This window comes from Gayadomonas joobiniege G7, from assembly GCF_000300815.1.
Lineage (GTDB): Bacteria > Pseudomonadota > Gammaproteobacteria > Enterobacterales > Alteromonadaceae > Catenovulum > Catenovulum joobiniege.
This window is the reverse complement of sequence record NZ_AMRX01000006.1, coordinates 476850-496888: the sequence shown is the minus strand read 5'-3', so window position 1 is coordinate 496888 and position 20039 is coordinate 476850. Positions and strand designations below refer to the sequence as shown.

16 protein-coding genes are annotated in these 20039 nt (G+C 37.8%); 2 read left to right on the top strand and 14 right to left on the bottom strand.

The features are described 5' to 3' along the window. Positions 1-260 precede the first annotated feature (260 nt). Positions 261-1247 carry an IS110 family RNA-guided transposase gene (locus C727_RS0109485; protein WP_017445401.1) on the top strand — a complete coding sequence of 329 codons (987 nt, stop codon included), beginning with the start codon at positions 261-263 and terminating at the stop codon, positions 1245-1247. Positions 1248-1311: 64 nt separating this feature from the next. Here the strand turns inward: C727_RS0109485 and C727_RS0109480 are convergent, their stop codons facing one another. The 3 genes from C727_RS0109480 to C727_RS0109470 all read right to left on the bottom strand — a co-directional run bounded on the left by C727_RS0109480 (position 1312) and on the right by C727_RS0109470 (position 4536). Continuing rightward, positions 1312-2352 (bottom strand): hypothetical protein, encoded by a 1041-nt coding sequence (locus tag C727_RS0109480; protein WP_017445400.1) that lies wholly within the window; start codon positions 2350-2352, stop codon positions 1312-1314. A 563-nt stretch (positions 2353-2915) separates the two neighbouring features. Next, entirely contained in the window at positions 2916-3755 is an 840-nt protein-coding gene (locus tag C727_RS18270) for a hypothetical protein (RefSeq protein WP_017445399.1), read from the bottom strand. Then, positions 3748-4536 (bottom strand): hypothetical protein, encoded by a 789-nt coding sequence (locus C727_RS0109470; protein ID WP_017445398.1) that lies wholly within the window; start codon positions 4534-4536, stop codon positions 3748-3750. The genes C727_RS18270 and C727_RS0109470 overlap by 8 nt, the downstream gene beginning before the upstream one ends. A 375-nt stretch (positions 4537-4911) precedes the next feature. On the opposite strand from C727_RS0109470, the gene galU reads away from it, so the two are divergent. Then, a complete protein-coding gene (gene galU / locus C727_RS0109465) occupies positions 4912-5745 on the top strand; it encodes a UTP--glucose-1-phosphate uridylyltransferase GalU (RefSeq protein ID WP_017445397.1) in 834 nt (277 codons plus the stop codon). A gap of 55 nt (positions 5746-5800) precedes the next feature. Here galU and C727_RS0109460 read toward each other — a convergent pair whose 3' ends face one another. From C727_RS0109460 to C727_RS0109415, 11 genes are all read right to left on the bottom strand, one after another. Continuing rightward, entirely contained in the window at positions 5801-7219 is a 1419-nt protein-coding gene (locus C727_RS0109460) for a phosphomannomutase (protein WP_017445396.1), read from the bottom strand. Between the two features lie 21 nt (positions 7220-7240). Continuing rightward, the gene (locus C727_RS0109455) at positions 7241-9130 is read right to left on the bottom strand and encodes an acyltransferase family protein (protein ID WP_017445395.1); all 1890 of its coding nucleotides are present in this window, start codon (positions 9128-9130) and stop codon (positions 7241-7243) included. Positions 9131-9133: 3 nt separating this feature from the next. Continuing rightward, a complete protein-coding gene (locus C727_RS0109450) occupies positions 9134-10543 on the bottom strand; it encodes a mannose-1-phosphate guanylyltransferase/mannose-6-phosphate isomerase (RefSeq protein ID WP_017445394.1) in 1410 nt (469 codons plus the stop codon). Positions 10544-10665: 122 nt separating this feature from the next. After that, positions 10666-11679, bottom strand: a complete 1014-nt coding sequence (locus C727_RS0109445; RefSeq protein ID WP_017445393.1) for an acyltransferase — start codon at positions 11677-11679, stop codon at positions 10666-10668. Between the two features lie 342 nt (positions 11680-12021). Then, positions 12022-12156: a hypothetical protein gene (locus C727_RS19985; protein ID WP_162131393.1), complete on the bottom strand. Its 135-nt coding sequence runs from the start codon at positions 12154-12156 to the stop codon at positions 12022-12024. A gap of 154 nt (positions 12157-12310) precedes the next feature. Further along, a complete protein-coding gene (locus C727_RS19035; RefSeq protein WP_017445392.1) occupies positions 12311-12985 on the bottom strand; it encodes a c-type cytochrome in 675 nt (224 codons plus the stop codon). After that, positions 12985-14559 carry a GMC oxidoreductase gene (locus C727_RS0109435; protein WP_017445391.1) on the bottom strand — a complete coding sequence of 525 codons (1575 nt, stop codon included), beginning with the start codon at positions 14557-14559 and terminating at the stop codon, positions 12985-12987. The genes C727_RS19035 and C727_RS0109435 overlap by 1 nt, the downstream gene beginning before the upstream one ends. Before the next feature lie 5 nt (positions 14560-14564). Further along, positions 14565-14951, bottom strand: coding sequence for a hypothetical protein (locus C727_RS0109430; protein ID WP_017445390.1), 387 nt, complete (start codon positions 14949-14951; stop codon positions 14565-14567). 133 nt (positions 14952-15084) lie between these two features. Continuing rightward, entirely contained in the window at positions 15085-17157 is a 2073-nt protein-coding gene (locus C727_RS0109425) for a YjbH domain-containing protein (protein ID WP_017445389.1), read from the bottom strand. A 46-nt stretch (positions 17158-17203) separates the two neighbouring features. Next, positions 17204-18610: an undecaprenyl-phosphate glucose phosphotransferase gene (locus C727_RS0109420; protein WP_017445388.1), complete on the bottom strand. Its 1407-nt coding sequence runs from the start codon at positions 18608-18610 to the stop codon at positions 17204-17206. Between the two features lie 86 nt (positions 18611-18696). Beyond that, positions 18697-19929, bottom strand: coding sequence for a glycosyltransferase (locus tag C727_RS0109415; protein ID WP_017445387.1), 1233 nt, complete (start codon positions 19927-19929; stop codon positions 18697-18699). Positions 19930-20039: the final 110 nt, after the last annotated feature.

The window sequence follows — 20039 nt, the reverse complement described above, 5'->3', positions numbered from 1 at the left end:
AATTGTGTCACTGTAAAACCAAACACCACATCGCCTGCATATTGTTGGCAACGCCGTTGGCGGTGCCAACCTTGTATCTCTCTGCATTAAGTGGTTAGCTATTACTTAATGCATCCAGAAGTCAGTGAGTTTGTTGCCAACCTGAGCAAATATATGCTGTCGCGTAGATTAAACCCTGACTTCTTTTTCTCAATAAACTGAATGGTATCCAAGCGCACTTTAACGAGTTGACGCTGCATGTACAAGGGGAGTATATAGAGATGATGTACTTTACTGGCATCGATATTAGTAAAAATAAAATTGACGTTTGTTGGCTTAGAGACGCTCACAAAGGAAAGAAAAAATCCAAAGTATTAAAAAATAATACTGACGGCCATCAAGCATTGGCTAAATGGCTGTTAGACAACATTAAAGCTAAACCTGAGCAGGTTATCGTGACTCTTGAACCGACCGGTGTTTATCATGAAACCTTAATGTATTTTTTGCATGATCACGGATTTAAGGTCTACCTTGTGAATTCAGGGTACGCAAAAAAGTATGCACAGGCGATTAACCTAACGCATAAGACGGATAAATCTGATGCATTTATGCTCGCCAATTACGGTTGTGCTCAGCAGGGGCACATAGAGTTTTGGAAGCCCGAGCCCATTGAAGTACGGGAGCTTAACGCACTGCTGAGACGATTAGATGCGCTAGAAGCCGACTACAAGAGAGAATTAAATCGTCTAGATTCCAGTGAGTTTGGCTTGTCTTCTGAGCGGGTTGTAATGTCTTTAAAAGACATGCTCCAAGCGCTTGAAACAGAAATAAAGAAGCTTACAGAAGACATAGATGATCATATTAACAGAAACCCGGAATTAAAAAATAACCGAAAGCTTCTAGGAAGTATTCCAGGTATTGGCTCGGTTCTATCGAGAGAGCTAACATATCTCTTTGCATCTAAAACCTTTAAAAATGCCAAGGAAGTCGGTGCATATCTAGGTTTAATCCCCAAATTAAACGAATCAGGTAAGCTAAAAGGCCGCACGACTTTAAGTAAGGCTGGTCCCTCTCGTATTCGAGCAAAACTATATATGGCCGCGATAGTCGCAGGTCAATTCAATCACAGCATAAAGGCGCAAAAGAGTCGGCTATTGGCAAAAGGAAAAACAAAAATGCAGGCTTTAGGTGCAGCGATGCGCAAACTGGCACAAATGTGTTTTGGAGTGATCAAAAATCAAACCGAATATCAGCCTCAAGTCACTTAAATCTCGACTTGAAGCTGGTTGTGAGAGATGGTATCTACATCAACGCGGTGTCAAATACACGAATTTATTCTCTATCAATAGTAAAAGTTAACAAAATGTCACATCCAGTGGCCGCACTAATTGTAATGGGGTAACTGGGTTTGCCATCAACATAAGTTATATCTCTATCAAGAGTACCTTTATAAGGAAACAATACCTTTTGCAAAAAAAGCGTCTCGCCAGTTTTATATCTCACATAACCATATAAATTAAATTTGGGTGTTTCACCGAGTTTTTCGAGACTGACTACACTATAAGATGAGTCAAGCGACTTGATTTGCTCATAGGTTAAAGATTCATTACTTACTTCCTTCTGTTTGGGGAAAACATTGCTTAGTTGTTTTCCATCCACCCCTATGTTCCAATAAATAATATCATTGCTGTATTTTTCACATTGAGATTTTGCATCTATTCCGGTAAGCGCGACATGATATTTGTACTTATTAAGCCCTTCTGGTAGTTTTTGTGCTGCCTTTTCTGCGGAGCTTTTCAAAATCTTATGTGACTCTAAAGCGATAACATTCAACTTATCAGCTTTCGCTTCTAATCCAGATAAAATTTTTGTAATATCATCCGCCTTATCATCGACATTATCTACCGTTTCACCCAAAGCTTTTGATTGCTCCCCAACCTCCCTGGTTTGCCCGTCAATCTTAATAGTGAGTTCTTTTAACGTTTCCGTTTGCCACAAAATAAAACAAATATTCTCACTCCGTGCATTTTCATATACCTCATCCTCACATTGTTTAATGGAGTCATGCACATCTAACTGCTTCCCGATAAAAAATTGACAAACCGATAATACGGATAACATTGCTGCCAAATAAAATGCAATCGGTTTGATATTGACCCAAAACGGTCCTTTTAATTTAGGATCTTTTTTTGTTTCAATAAAAGTAGCTAAAAAACCCACAAACACGATTAATAAAAAAACAACAGCGGCCAATCCATCTGCTTGCTCTTTGTCTAAGTAATGGTTTTGACTTTTGCAATCTTGTATAGCTTCTTTTAAGGTATGTTCTCGTTCAAATGGTATCTCACACTGTTTGATACTGTTTATTTCCATATTTATATCCCTCTCAACTCGACTCCAACATAAATGGAGCCAAATATTTAGCTAATATTCGGATTAATCATTAATCCCCAACACCACAATCATCTACACTGTTTTGGCAACGCCTTTGACGGTGCCATGTAATGATTTGATATTTGGTTTTAATTATTATTCCCTTATTTTTGTCGGTTGGATGGTACAAATGAATAATAGATACGTTTAATTATTTATACAAATTACGTAAGGGGTTTATTAACAGGTTTGACCTGTTGTAGGCCAGATCCACCAATTGTCGCGCCACTCCACCAATTGTAGGTCGGCTCCACCGAAGGTGCAGCCGACAAATGCATACAACACAGTTGTTTGAATGATCTGCGAAAAAACCAAATACCACAATCGTCTGCATATTGTTGGCAACGCCGTTGGCGGTGCCAACCTACATCAACGCGGTGTCAAATATACGAACGTGTAATAACCAAACACCACAATCGTCTGCATAATGTTGCAACGCCGTTGGCGGTGCCAACCTAAATTTACGCGACGTCAAATATACGAACGTGTACCAAACACTGCACCTAGAGTGCGTCTTTCATGGTTTCTATAAGGTTTGCGTAACCACTTGGATAAATGCCGTTAAAATCGTCTGAGTTTTTAGCGACCAATTTAGGGGGCACAAAAAGATAAACCTTTTTGGTAAACTGCCATTTGCGCTCAATAGCGCCGCTTTCAGCAAACTTATGCTGGGTTTCGCTGCGCACACCTAAATCTAACACATCGGCAGGCTCTGCTTCTTCCTCTAGCTCAATTTCTTGCCGGTCACTGGCTGGTTTGTCGGTAACACTTTTATCTCTTATGTTTAATAAAATCGCAGTTGTTTGTGGCAACCCCATTAGGCTTTCACAAACAAAAAACAATTGCCCCGTTTGATTTATTTGTCCTTGTTGAGCCGACTGCTGCTCTCGCATGCCCTGAAACATACCGCGACCAAAACCAAGTTTGCTACGATCTAATTTGCGATTTAATGCTTTTTCAATAAAAGTTTGCGCTAGACTCTCCCCTACACCCGAAGAGTTAAAAGTATCCATTTGTGATTGAACTTCTACAAACATGCCGGATGCACATAATACTTTTTCAACAGCGAAAAAGTTATAAATAGAAAAAGGTTTACCGGTCGCTGAATTAATGGTGCTGGCCAAGGCTTTTGTCATTGCCGCAAAAAATACCGACACATCGGTAAAAGCATCTTTAATGTCGCTGTCAAACTCTTGATTAACGGCCTCTGTAGTACACAAAACAATATTGCCCGTTTCGCTAAATACATAGTATTTTTCTATTGGGTAATATACTGACGAGTCTTCCGGCGGATTAGGCTTTTTAGGCGCACGCCCGCGTGCACCAATATCCGTTTTAGCCATCTGATGCACCTTGGCTAATATCTGCTTTTATCGCCTCAACCAATTTATCAAAAGAAGCATTACTCATCGCTGTTGTAAACTCCTCAGCATGTTGAATAAATGCCGGCGGCACAAATAAATACATGGTTTTATCGACGGTAATATTAAACTCTTTACTATTTGCTTTAACACAGGGGCCAACACCAAGCTCGCTTTTTAACTGCTCTTTATTAACTGATAACAAAATAGGTGTGATAGATACTGCGCCAAGCAAATACTCTAGAATAAATATCAACGAACAAACTTTTGCTTTAGTTTCGTCGCTTTCAGCGCTTACGGTAATTGCTTCTTTTCCAACGCCGATTAACATACTTTGCAAAGACTTACCCAAAGCGCTTAAATTACCACTAAAACCAAGCAAGCTTTGAATGAGATCGTTACTAAACTCAATTCCCCACTTTTTGCTTTTAAAATCAATTTCGCTTTTGTTTAACTGAATAAAAAAACCAGATTTACTAATGGCTTTTTCCATTGCTGAGTAGTTAAAAATGCTTTTGTTTTCTTCAGCCAGCGCTTTTGTTAAAGCCGCAAAATATACGCTAACTTCGGTAAAAGCTTTTTGCGCAGCGGCTGGAACATTGGTGCCCGAGCTATCGCTAGAACCTAATGTGGTTGCAATAAATATATTACCTGTTGCATTTACAACAAACTGTTTAGTGGCAGGTATATCGGTAGAACCTGTCGCCCAGAGTTTTCGGCTGTTGGCATCTCCAGGGACGGGAGAGACGATTGGATCTGACATGCTTGACTCCTTTCTGTTAAGAACACGAATATCGGAACAACAGACAACAGACAATCCGAATATAAAAACCATAGCACAGGGTGGTTAAAAAACAAGCATCAATAAGTTAATAATATGTTGTTACTTACCTAATTCGTTTAATTTAGCGATTAAGCCTAGATATGCACTAACTTCGTTATCATTTCTAAACACACATATTGCAATACTAACATCGGTAAAATTCAAACCGATTTCAACTCAAACGCCCTTAACTCCGTGTTCGATATTTTTCTCTAATAATCATTATTAGAGTCTTGAGTTCTAGACTTACCCATAGCATTATTTGTAAATGAGCCTTGTATGGCTAATTCCAACGGTAAAAAAAGGAAACCAAGTATGGTTAAAAAATGTTTATTCCCTGCGGCTGGTTATGGCACACGTTTTTTGCCAGCAACTAAAGCTCAAGCTAAAGAAATGCTGCCAATCGTAAATAAACCACTGATTCAATACGGAGTTGAAGAAGCACTAGAAGCAGGCATGCAGTATATAGGGTTTGTAACAGGTAGAACCAAGCGAGCGATTGCTGATCATTTTGATATCTCTTATGAATTAGAAAACGAAATTTCAGGTACCAGTAAAGAAAAATTCTTAGAGTCAGTTCGATACGTAATGAACAATGGTATTTTTTCATTCACCCGTCAACCAGAAATGAAAGGTTTAGGTCATGCTATTTTGTGTGGTGAAACCTTAATGGGTAATGATCCTTTTGGTGTTATTTTAGCCGATGATTTATGCTTACCAGAACCCCTCAATGGTGATGGTGTTATGAAACAAATGGCGAAAATTCACTCTGAAACAGGCTGTTCTGTAGTAGCTTTGATGGAAGTTCCAAAAGAAACCATTTCAAAATACGGTGTGATTGCTGGTAAAGATTTAGGGGATGGACGTTATCAGGTTACAGATATGGTAGAAAAACCAGCGGTTGAAGATGCGCCTTCTAATCTTGCTATTATTGGTCGTTATATTCTAACGCCAGATATTTTCGATATTATTCGTAAAACGCCACCAGGTAAAAATGGAGAAATTCAGTTAACAGACGCGTTATTAACGCAAGCTCGTCAAGGTAAAGTGATTGGTTATAAATTTAAAGGCCTACGCTTTGATTGTGGCAGCGTAAAAGGTTTTGTTGAAGCAACCAACTATGTTTATAATAATTTGTATAAAGAATAGCGCTCTATGAACAATAGAAACAGTGCAAACCTTTATGTTTGCACTGTTTATTAGCTCACATCCCAACAATATTTGCTAACGCTTTTTGATTAATCTCTTTAGCAACAACCGGATCAGATGCTTCGCAATAACATCTTAGTTCTGGCGCGTTACCAGACGGACGTAAATGAATAATATTGCCGTTATCCAAGGTTAAACGTAAACCGTCGGTAGAGTCAGCTTGGGTAACGGTTACACCTTTAAACCCTAACTGGTTTAGCAGTTCAGCCGGATCTTGTTTGGCTTTAGCAATAATCGCTTGGCTTTTTTCGGTCGCAAAGTTTTTAATGCGATCGCTATAGGTGTAGCGCTGCGGTAAATCTGCTAATAACTCACTAATGGTTACTTGTTTACTGGCCGCTAATAACATAAGCGCAGGTAAAACCGCATCCCTTGTGGGTAAAGCTTTTAAGGTTTTACCGTTAATTTGCACATCCGAGCCTAATAAAAAACCGCCATTGGCTTCAAAACCGGCAACCGAAGCATAATCGTTTGATAAATTGTCAAACTCAGCAATTACATAGGGCGATCCTATGCGAGTACGCTCAACGGTTTTAAAAGCACCGCATTCTTCAATAGCAGTATTACAGCTAACTGGCACGGCTAAAGCTTCAATGCCTAACTCACGGGCGGTTAATAAACCTAAAATATCACCACGCAGCCAGTTGCCCTTTTCGTCCGAAATTAATGGACGGTCTCCATCACCATCGGTCGAAAATATCATATCAAAACCGTATTCAACAGCCCAGGTTTTAGCTTTGGCTTGATCTTCGTCCGATACGGCTTCGGTATCTATTGGCACAAACTCATCACTACGCTCAAGACGAGTTACTTTAGCACCTAATGCTTCAAACAAAGGCGTATACAACTCACGGCCAGCGCTCGAATGCTCATAAATACCTATATGTTTACCCGCTAAAAAATCACTGGCGAACAGATCAGTTGAGCGTTTTACATACAACTGGCCGGCACTTTCATCCAAGGTTAACTCAGGTAAAACCTGCAACGCCTCAAATTCACACAACGCATTATTAATGCCCTGCTCGTCAGCTTTGCTAATTTCACCGTCTGGGCGATAAAATTTTAGCCCGTTACGATCAAAGGGAATATGACTGCCAGTAACCATAATACAAGGGATATCCGCCTGCATGGCTGCATACGCCAATGCAGGGGTTGGTATAACCCCATAATAAAGTGTTTTTAAACCGGCTTGTTCAAGTGCAGCACTACAAGCCTGCGCCATTTGATAACTGCTAGGACGGTTATCAATGGCAATCGCCACTGTATCAAACTTAAAATTAACTTGCATGCTGCTCACAAAAGCATGAGTAAAAGCTGCGCAGACATCTGGCGTAAAATCCGTGACTAAACCCCGCGCACCACTGGTGCCAAATTTAACACTACTACAGACTAATACCTTATCTGTTTTTAACATTCTAAATAGTTCCCTGGTTTTTTATAAGTTAACAAGTTCATTGATATTAGCTGTTTTCAAAACGAAATCCGCCCCCTCTTTAGTAAAATGCCCGTAATCAAAAGTGATAGGAACTTCGTTTGCAGTAACTTTGCAGTTGTTGTTTTTCTCACAAAGTTGGCTAACCAAGGAAACATAGTTAACCGACAAATTTTCCGACATTTGTATTAACAACCTATCAACTTTCCGAGCGATATTTAAATTAGACATATCTGATACCGAAAAATGATCGCCTTCAATAGCTAAAATATAGGGCAATGAAAGTTTATATTCAATCGTGGGGCCTATCAGTATCAAGTTGTCTGTGTATTTTTTAAGATATTGCAGCGTATTTAGTAAATATTCTCTTTTTTCTATATATTCAATGTAATTAGACCAGCGTGCGCTTACTATAATAGCATCAAATCGGATATTCTTTACCAAATCAGTCGCAATCCAGTTGAACATATCTTTACAGCGTTGCGGGCCTGAAGCATTAAATACTGGAGCACACCCTGATGAGTTCGCTTGACTCAATTGTACGTAGTTGGGCAATAACGACCTCAACGATGCATAAAAATGCGCAGCATGACTGTCGCCGATTAATAGCACATTATTAACATTACTGACGGAAATACAAAGTTCTCTGTCAAAAAGATTTATTGAATTTGATCCGGATGTTAAAAAACAGCTCCCGCTACGAAAATATTTTGTATCATAAGTAAGGAAGGTTTCATAATTTTTTTGTTGCTTGGTAAATTTCTTTTCATGTAAAGAATCACTAGCCAAAAGTGTGATAGAGAATATCGCAGTCAATACCAAACTTGCTCCAATGATCCTAGGCCCGTCTTTATTCCCAATATTTATGTATCTAAATTTCTGTTCAATGAAAGTATAAGAAACCCAACCTAATAAGAGTGAGCTTAAAAACAAAATAATTGCATCAAGCTTCGAAACGTTTGTACTTAAATAAAGAATTTTATAGAAAACGATAGTAGGCCAATGCCAAAGATAGAAAGAATAGGATATATTTCCAATAAAAACCGCTGGTTTTATAGATAAAAGTTTTGTGTGTAACGCCCCATTACTGTAATCCATCAAAAGATAACAAGTGGCTAAGGTTGGAATAATTGCAGAAACGCCGGGGAATCGAGTATTCCCATCATAAATAAACAAACAACAAAGAAGTATTATCAGCGCACTTAAGCCGAAAATTTGACTTACGAAATGGTTTATTTTTATTTCTTTGAGATAGAGAGAAATAAATCCTCCAGCTATGAACTGCCAAAATCTAAGCGGAGATGCATAAAAAGATAAAGCACTATCGAATGAAAGTACTAGCTCAGAGAAGCCTAATGATATTAACCCAATAAAAGTAAGTCCCCACGGTACCCACTTTTTTCCGACTTTAAAAAATAAAAATAATATTAAAGGAAATAAAATATAAAACTGTTCTTCTACGGCAAGCGACCAAGTATGGAGTAGCGGAGAAGACTCTAATCCTGAATCAAAATATCCACTTTGACTATAAAACCAAAAATTTGAAATGTAGAACATTGAGGACAATGCGCTAAATATATAATCTTTGAATTCTTGAAACAGAAAAAGTTGATATGCAAATAATGAAGTTAAAACACAAGTTACAAATAGCACCGGAAAGAGGCGCTTGACCCTACGACAATAAAAGTCAACAAACGAAAAACTTCCTTTTTCCATTTGCTTAGCTATATGTGAGATAATTAGATACCCTGAGATGGTAAAAAATATATCGACACCAATGTACCCACCAGATAAAAAGCTCGGCTTAATATGGAAAATAACTACTGCAATAACAGCGAGCGCCCGTAATCCCTGTATATCCGGTCTAAAACCACTTTGAAGTGTTTGGCCCATACTCTAAACCCGCCCGTATCTGTCTTCAAAACGAACAATATCATCTTCGCCTAAATAAGAACCAGACTGAACCTCAATTAACTCAAGCGGCACTTTGCCTGGGTTTTCTAACGCATGCACGGCACCTACAGGAATATAAGTAGACTGGTTTTCAGTTAATAAAATATCTTTACCATCAATGGTTACATTTGCGGTACCAGACACCACAATCCAATGCTCAGCTCTGTGGTGATGCATTTGCACTGATAATTTAGCCCCTGGTTTTACGGTAATGCGTTTAACCTGATAACGGCTGCCGTTATCAATAGAGTCGTATTTACCCCAAGGGCGATACACCTCACGATGAAATTTACATTCGCTACGTTTATCGGCTTTTAATTTATTAACTATGTTCTTAACTTTTTGTACTTCGTCTTTGTGCGCCACCATAACGGCATCTTTAGTATCTACAATCACTAAATCTTGCACACCCACAGTGGCCACCATACGGCCTTCAACCGAGGCATACACTAATGAGTTTTTAGTGTCTTCGCCAATAAAGTCACCACGCACTGCATTGCCGTTTTCATCTTTATCGTTAACGTCCCAAAGAGCTGACCAACTGCCTACATCATTCCAACCGGCATCTAACGGAACAACCACAGCATTTTGTGTTTTTTCCATTACGGCATAATCTATGCTGTCGTCTGGGCAAGCTTCAAACGCGGCTTTGTCTACCCGCACAAAATCTAAATCAGACGAAGTATTGCCAATCGCTTTTTTACAGGCTTCTAAAATCTCTGGATTAAATTTTTCAAGCTCAGCCAAATAACGGCTGGCTTTAAACATAAACATGCCACTATTCCAATAATATTCACCCGAATTTAAATATTCAGTGGCTGTGGCTAAATCTGGTTTTTCGACAAAACAATCAACTTTATACGCTGTGTCTTGCTCACTACCCCGTTTAATATACCCGTAACCCGTTTCGGCATGCGTTGGCACTATGCCAAAGGTAACCATAGCATCTTGCTCGGCGAGCGCTTGCGCTTTGTTAATGGCCTCGGCAAACGCGGTTTGATTTTTTATTACATGATCTGCCGCCAACACTAATAAGACTGGATCATCCCCATCGGCAACCGCTTGCAAAGCCGCCAGAGCAATGGCGGGTGCTGTATTGCGACCAACTGGTTCTAACACCACAGGGCTTTTAAGCGCATCGATTGCACGCAACTGTTCTGCCACCATAAAGCGGCTATCTTCGTTACAAATAACCATAGGCGATCTGTGCTTAGTGCCAGCTAACCGCAAAACGGTTTCTTGCAACATGCTATTGTCACTGGTTAACGGTAGATATTGTTTAGGGTAAGCAGAGCGAGATAAAGGCCATAAACGAGAGCCAGAGCCGCCGGCCATAATTACTGGTAAAAACATGATTTAGAGTCCCAATATTGTTATTAATCATTCCAAGAAATCTTGGAACATAAATTACCGTTTAGCGACGCCTAAATCAATAGTAAAGATTCCACAATAGAAAAAATGCTGCTACCTAATGTTTAACATATTGCTTTCAGCATTCGTATCTTTCTAATGCAAAAAATACTAAAAAAGGACAGTAGTGTCGTCAAAGCAACCACAATAGTTAAATAAATTATTGGGTTAGTGTAGTACCCTGGTACGATCTGTTCAAACATATAAATAAAAACAGGATGAATAAGGTACATCCCAAAAGAAGCTGTAGAGACAGCCGAAACAGTTTTATAATTAGCTAAACGAGCAGAGTTTTTCTTAATTAAAAGGAAAATTAACGCAGTAATTACGAACAGAAAAGGCCCTTTATTATTTAATACGAACCAATCCTTAAGGAGTCCAAAGGAAATTGCTACATAATAATTTAAATATATTCCAATGAGCATGAGGGCCACTATTACAAATACTATTGATATATTACTTATTTTTAAACTCTCGCCATATTTATCCAGATAATAACCACAAATAAAGTAACCAATAAACCAAGTAAACGATGTGAACCAATTTATTTTAGTATCTAATATTACATTTGGAATACTAGCGGCCCCATTTAAAATGAAAAACAAAAACACCACAATAATTAAAATTAAAAGATCTTTTGAAGATGGTCTATCACCATTTAAAAACATATTTAAGAATGGAGCAAACATCATTAAACAGGCAAACATTGTTAAATACCATAAATGACCGGCGGCCTTACCACTATAAATTGTCGAGATTAATATAGATTTTATTTCCCCCCCCTGTAAAAACTTAAACCCAATATAAAATAACGTCCAAAATATAATAGGAGGTAACAGCCTTAACGATCTTCTTTTATAAAATTCATAGGGAGTAATAGACTTGCCTAACAAAACAGCCCCCGAGATCATGACAAACAAAGGTACGGCAAACCTAGAAATCGAATTCAGTATATTTGAAAGCCACCATCCTGGCTCACCAACTATATCGGCCATTTGATATACAGGAGCAGTCACGTGTATTGTGATGACCGCAAATATTCCTAAAGTCCTCAGGTAGTCTATATAATCCTTTCTCATAATTATCCTATGATATTATTTGTTAAGGACAAAGTGGCACAAACACCAGTCCTCATTACTTAAAAGGTGTTTATAAAAACTTACAAACACACAACATTTTTTAATAATTCTTGTTTTGATCGCTAGCCGACCATACCGGATAATCAGCTATAACATCTAATATTTGCTTAAAAGACCGCACATACAAACATATCTAACCTGAGCCCATCGAGCCTTGCTTAAATATTAATGTACACATCCCTCACCCCCCGTATCTGCTTCGAAAACGGACAATATCATCCACGAAATAAGGGCCAGACAATATAAACTTTATGAGCTCCAGTAATACTTTGCCTGTCTTTCTTACACACGCACTACACCAACAGGGTTACAAGTAGCCTTGTTTTCGGTAAGTAAACAATCTTTACCATTGATAGTTAGATTCAGACTTCCTGATATAGCAACCCAGTGGTCGGCCTTAAGATGATGAATTTGCACCGATAATTTGATCGTAATACTTAGCTCGTACACTTAAGTATTAATGAAATTATATCCACTAGGTTGATAAACAGGTAAACCAATAAGTTCAGGATCCGCGCATCGAAAAATTAAAATGACGAACACCATTAGTAAAGGTGTAACAAACTATATATCAATCAGCTTGTTCTTTTTTTAAGTATAAAATCAAATCTTGAATATCGTTTTTCGACATTGGCGAAATGAACATACGTGTCCCAGGCACAACCGCATTTTGGTTATTAAGAAACTTTGTTAGATTTTGTTCATCCCATACAATATCTATAGTTTTCATACTTTCGGAATAATTATACCCTTCTAAAATCCCTGACTTTCTTCCAAAAACTTTAAATAACGTAGGACCAACTAAGTGTTTTCCCGGCTCAGCTCCGTGACACACTAAGCAATTTTTAAAGAGATCAGCACCATTTTCTAAGCTCGAATTTAGGTTCAATTTTTGATTTTTTTTACTCTTAACGACAACAGTGTCTTCGCCAGCTGTACGCGAACTAAATTCATAAACTGATAAAACGCATATAATGGTAACACTTAAAAATAGAAACCTTGAGGTTCTTTTTTGAGTGCTGAATATTTCTTGCCTTTTTAATAATAATGGGTAAAAAACGCTAAAAATGACTAAACCAGTATGTACCAACAATGCGATTAAAACTGAATAATAAAAAAAGCACAAAGCTGCGCAAGACCAAATTAATACGCTGAGCAATTGGTAAGTAAATTTGACATTTTTTCTAGCTACCAATCCTACCGGTGGTATAAAAAATGTTAGGATAAATACAATGACTTTTAACATTACATAGCACCCTCTGCAGACAGATGTTCAGCCAAACGCATTGACAACGCTATTATTAACATTGTTGGCCCAGAATAACCTGCGGTTGGGAAAACAGAGCTTCCCGCTATATACAAGTTTGATACTCCATGGACTTTACAGTTGCTATCAACCACACCATCTTGAATACTTTCGCTCATTCTTGTTGTGCCAATATGGTGATAATGTCCTGTCGCGCGTTCATCAACCAATTGTTTAGTGATCTCTTCTTCTATAAAACGACCTGCTCCCATCGCACTTATTTCTTTAATTATTTTATCTTGGCCTTTCCTAAACGCTGCATAATCATGCTCGTTTAGGTTCCAATCTAAATCTGCAAGCGGGCAACCAAATGCATCTTTTTTATCTGATAAAACGACCCTTGAATTTCTATTGGGCGCTTGTTCAATCCGTTGATCTAAATAATAATACTTAGGCTTATCTCTCATGCCCAAAGCATAATAGAGTTTGCCTTTCACGCTTGCCATATCATTCAAGACTACTTTAAAATCTTCAAATAGGCTCTTTGAAAATGGCTTATTGATCTCGGCTATAATTCCTTTTGCAGAGTCTACTACTTGCTTATCCGAATAAATTGGAAGAAATCGACAGTAATACTGCAACATGTCATTACGCCTAGTAAAATCATCCGTAAAACTAATATTGGCATTGAGGTTGTTCTTAATTAAAACTTCCCGGTTATAAAAGACCGGAAAACGATTTGATGGGATTAATTTAGACGCTTTAATGTGCACGTGCTCCATAAAATAACGTCCAACATGGTCGAATTTATTACCAAGCCCTTGTTTATGTACATCGTTAGAGTTAAGTAACAATCTCGCATTCTCAATTCCATGGCACGCCAATACAAAGCGTTTTGCTTTAACAGTAATAGTTTTTCCAGAAAGGGTTTTACAAACCAAATGCTCAACTTTAGAGCCAGTATTTCTATCAAGTTGTATATGAACTAAATTTAGGTTTAAGTAAACGTTTAGGTTTTTTTGTTCAGATAATTCTCTCCTATAAATTTTACCAAGTCGCTTTTTCTCAGTAATCTGAATAATCTTTGTTTTAAAATCAGGCACCTCGTCATCGATTAATTCACTTGGAGATATACCATGATCTGATAATAACTTAGTATCGTCATTGAAACTGTATTTCAGACCGAGTTCTTTTGCAGCCGCGTCAATATATGGGCCCAATTCCTTTTCACTTACCGCCCACTTAGGAAGTCCTAACGAAGCTCTGCCTTCGTAATCAATGGTGTCATTTGGGCGGCAAAATCCCCCCCAATGATTGGTAGTACCGCCAAAATATCTTAACCGACATGTTAATAAATCGAAATAAGGTAAACTTTTATTAATACCGGTATAAAGTGCTTGAGTGTCCCCGTCCATATCAAAACTTCCGGATTCGATCATAATAATACGTTTATCTTTAGGGAGATGCCTAACTAACGTAATCCCAGCGGCTCCCCCACCCACTACACATATATCCGTAGTTATTTCATTGTCGACGTGAGTACTATTCGCATCAATAAATTGGCTATTAGACATAAATATCAGACTCTCCCGTTATTCTGAGCGGAAATAATACAAAGTAGAGCCTCTGTTTTAGAAAATACAAAGCCTTCTATCTTTACAACTTTGCCCTCATGAAAATCTTGAGAAATACGCTTTGGGATATTAATATACTCTCCACTCGATATAATTGTAACTAGGTCCTGATTTTCCTCTATAAATACACGCACTCCATTTGTAGTTAACTGCTCAATAATCCAAACTCCAATGTTAATGTTGCTTTTGTTCAACAAATCAAATTGAGGGGTACCGTTCATAATTATTTTGTTAAACAATACAGCACCAAAAGGCATAAGTGCTAAGGCCCCACAAAAGGTCCTTCGGCTTAACGAGCGAATAATTCTACGATCTGATTTTTCTTTAATCATTTTTTCCTTTAAACCCTTGTTTACATCATAGCAGAAGCTTAATTAGACGCGTTCTTATAATTTCTGCTCAATAAATTCTAGTGAGGCGTAGTTTATACCTATTAGGTTAAACCACTATTTTCAATGTAACGCATCATAATTCAAAATTTGCACTGCGTAATCTATCTTGATTTTCGTATAGATAACTTAAGCCTTTGCGCCCATAATTGCTAAATTGATTGTTTAGGTGATAAAACGCTCGGCCTTCATCAGCCACGCCATAGGTTAAATAATTAAGCCGTTCACCCACTAGGGTATGCACAATATAATTCCAATCTGGACGCCCACGAACATTAACATATTTAGAGTTAAAGTCTTTTCTCGGGCCTAAACGCATGGTAAAACCTAAACCTATCATTTTGGTGTATTCGTCTTGATATTGGTAACCGCCACTTAAAGCATCTACATCACCATCGGGTTTGGTTGCTTTAAAGGATAGATTAATATCAAAATCATCAAAGTGACGGCTTAATAACATATGCACGCCCGTATCACCGCCCCAAAATTTTCCATATTTAGTTAAAAGGGTAGAGTTTAGTTCAGGTGAATAATACTGGTATTTAGCAACAGTCACTTTTTTATCTTCGTGCTCAGGGATCACCTGATAACAATCAGATAACGAAAAGCCGGCGTTTAAACAAGCGTGGTTGTAGGCGTAGTCTGCTTCTTCGTTATATTGATAATCACCATAATATAAAAATAGTCCGTGACGGCCGCTATCACTTTGCCAAGCTGCCTCTGCTGCTGTTAATGTGTAGTCTTGGCTAAACTGACCGTAAGTTAACATAGTGGTAATGTTGTGAGGTAGTTCAAACGACTGATGAACTAATAGGTTTTGCAGCCCAGTTTGCTGACGGTCTCCTTGAAATATTTGACCATCTTCAAAATCTTTACTTTCTTCTAGCTGTGTTAAATGGAATGCTGTAATAGCTAAACCATCCCATACTGGCACAGGCAACTCCAAGTGACTTCCCAAAGCCAATGAATAGTCAAACATGCCAAATTCAGTGCCGACAGCTGTAACTAAGTGTGGGTAGAGAGTGAATCGAGGTTTGAAGAAAAAAGGCTCTGCTTCGTCTTGCCATGATACACCTTCAGTAATTTTGTCGCTACTTAAGGATAAATTCCCACCCCTTAAAAACTCTTGATATTTTTGAATATTACCGGCAACTGAATCAAAAGTTATCCCGTTTTGCTGAACACTTACTTGAAATTCTGAAAATTCGTCTGAACTGTACCGAGCAATCAAAGCTAAAACAACAGAATAAGTATCTATGATATTACTGCTATATAAGTTGTTCTCAACTTGTAAAACAATAATCTTTCCTTTATGCCCTAATCGAAAATCATCAAAACCTTTTTGGCGAAGCGCTTTAGCCAATAAGTTTAACGAATCTTCCCTCATGGTATTTTGTTCTATTACCCTACCTTGACTAATCAGTGCGGGTTTAATGTTACTCCTGTCTTTAACTAAAGATCTCTGAGCACCAATACTAAAAAAGGTTTCGTCCGCAAGTGCATCCTCACTTGCACCAAGCATAACTTTTGTATAAAACTGAGTTTGACCGTCAATAAGATGTTTGGGCGTTCTAAATTCCACCCCATAATTTATACTATATGCATCATATTCAACAATCGCTGAGCCCCATTCGACTGGACTCCATTTTAAACCGCCAAAAGCACCGTCAATTCTATCAAATCGAGATTCACTTTTACCAAAACCTAAAGTCACTTCGGTATTGATAAACTCTAAATCTTTAGACACTGCAACAAATTTAGAGTCAAAAAAGTCAACTTGACCACCTAAATCTTGTATCCCCAAAGACAGTTTGAACCAGTTTTCTGGAATGAAAGGGACTCTAACTTTAAGATTTGCAGACATATCAGAACTTTCGCCAATCGTGCGTGTGTAGGCAGCGTCCCTAGCTGAAAGTTCGACATAGTCCCATAAACTTACAGCAAATTGAAAATTGTGCGTATCTCGTAGCTCGCCAAAAAACTCTGTTTGATTACTATAAAAAACGTTTAAATCACCAGAGTCATATAAACTTCCACTCGGGATATTAAAATAACCTGAATATCCTTGCAGCGACGGGCTTACTGGCGCACCATGAATAGCTGATGTAAAAGCCATGGCCACCAAAGGTATAATTGTCAAACGGGTCATTTTACTCCCTCATTCAAATTAAGTTATACATACATTTAAACGACTTTTAATAAGCGTTTTTATCCAAAAACCCTTTAAAAACGGTGTAAAAAATAATTTTTATATCAAACCACACCGACCAATTCCCTATATAATGCAAGTCATATTCTATGCGTTTTTCCATTTTTTCGAGTGTATCCGTCTCACCGCGCCATCCGTTAATTTGTGCCCAACCTGTTATGCCCGGCTTAACTTTGTGACGCATCATGTAATAATTGATTTTTTTACGGTATTCTTCATTGTGAGCAACTGCATGAGGTCGAGGACCTACTATGGACATTCTGCCTTGCAACACATTGATAAACTGTGGCAACTCATCCAAAGAAGTTCGGCGTAAAAAGCCGCCAAAGGGTGTAATTCGTGCATCCCCCTTTTTAGCCTGGACAACTTTATCACCGTTATCCATTGTCGTCATAGAACGAAATTTCCAAACTTTAATACGTTTACCATCCAAACCATAACGATACTGTTTGAATATAACTGGGCCGGGAGAAGTCACTTTAACGCCAATAGCTATAGCCAATAAAACTGGGGAAATTATGAATAAAATAATCGATGAGAATATTATATCTTCGGCGCGTTTTAACCAGCTATTGGTCCCAGCGTAAGGTGATTCGAAAACACTTAAGGTAGTTAGGTTACCGACGTATCCCATACGAGATTGCACCAAATTAAATACAAAAAAATCTGGGATAAAATGTACATCAGCAGTAGTATCTCCCAGTTCAACTAATAACTGGCTAATTCGATCTTCTTGCTTCAAAGACAGAGCAATATATATTTGATCTATTTCACCTCGCTGGGCAGCTTTTATAGCATCTTCGGCCGAACCACGAATAAAGTCACTGGAATACTTGTCCCCCATGTAGCGCTGCGGCATGCGATCCTCGTAAAAGCCGACAAATTTTAGGCCTGCTTCAGAGTGTAGCCGAATTTGTTTATAAAGTTCCTTTCCGACTCTCGTATGACCGATTATAGCTACCGACCTTGTATTAAATCCTTTTTTTCGTAGCTTCTTTATCGCAACATAATAAGCATAACGCCAAGCGGATAGTAGAAAAGTACCAACGAGTCCCCATGACACAAAAACGAGTTGCGAAACGCCCTCTGGTATCTCGAGCAAAACTGCAACAAAAACGGTAGATAAAAAAGTAACCGACCATACAAATGTTATAGTGCGAGCTAACTGGTAAAAACGGGCTAATCGCCAACTGCGGTATAAGCCGAAAGTCTCAGCTAAGTATAAAAAGATCAGCGAAGCTACTATAGCGACGAAATAATGTTGTTTAGTGTCAAGGCCTGCAAAACAGTCCCAAGAAACAAAAAGTGTTAAGCAAATTAAAACTACATCGATAACCCTATACAACGAGGAAAAAGCATGTTGATGCTCCCTCAAATACCCTCTTTTTCCCATAAAATCACCTGTTTTATTATTTCGTTATTCCGGTTAACTGAATTTTACATGAATTATAATTGTTATTATTGACACAGTGCTCAATATTAATTTATTTCAGTCGCCAATTTCCATTTACATAACAATGCGTCAAGGGTAAAGTTCTGATTAACATAGTCTATTTGCATCTGTTGTTTTTGCTTATGTTGGCTTAAATAAATTTCTAAAAAATTTGTAAACTCAAAATCATCCCAACTTTTTTGAACATAACAATATTTTTCTAAATTCGTCCCTTCAACACCAACTTCTGTAGTTAAAATTGGCATTCCTAAAATACTTGCCTCTACATTTTTTGTTTTGATGCCAGTGCCAGAAACAATTGGAGAAAAATAACAATCGAATTCACATACTTTAGCGTTTAAATCATCAACAAAACCTAGAAATTTTATTTTACTACTAAACTGGCTCGTATCAAACCCTTTAATATTACCAATAACATGCAACTCGCTTTGCCCTAAAATACCTTTATTTAAAAGACGATCTGCATTTTTTATAGTGATGTAATTTTGTTGTAATTTGGGCGATCCAACCATCACTAGCTTTAACGCCTTTGTTTGCCCGTTAACTGCACTAGGTGCTTGCCAACGTTGTTGTGTTGCTGGGATCAGCATAGGAAAATCATAAACTGGCTTATTAATTTGTTTAGTTAAATATTCAGACTCGAACTTAGATACCAAAAACACATGATCCGCTTGCGTAGCTACGTTTATTTCGTCTTGTTTTAAATATTTAGCCTCACGCGATAAAATAAGTTTGCCGAGACGCTCAAATAACGGAAGGATAAAATTAGGAAAGCGTTCAGAAAATTCACCTAAAAGAGAATAATTACTTTGCGACTTTTGTAACAGCTCATACCGTTTAGAGTACAAATCGTCTAGGTCTAGTACCACTTTAGTATTAATTAGGTTTAAACCCTCAACATATTTAAAGAGTCTAACCGTATCAACAAATACATAATCATATTGGGTTTGTTCAACTTGCTTTTTAAGCGCTTGCATAGTTGATGTTCTATAGAACAAGTTATAATTTAAACTTTGGGCCTTAAAAAAAGCATTAAACGCGCCAAACAATAATGCCGAAAAAGAGCTAGGTAACGAGGTTATTTGCCTAATATTGCTAAATGCCTCGTTATATTTGTCTCTTGAATCAATGCTATCCAGAACAACCAAATTAACAGTATAACCGAGCTTTTCAAAAACCCGGAGAAACCCAATTAAAACGGCAGCTCGCCCATTTGATTGTGAGAGTATATCTCGGTTTAACATAACTAAAAGCTTCATCGTACCTCATTAAAAATTTTTTTTGACTCGAGTCAACTTAACGTATTGGAAAGAACTATTAGATTAACAGATCGAGTTTGAAATAAATAAAGTGCTAAATTGTTAAATTG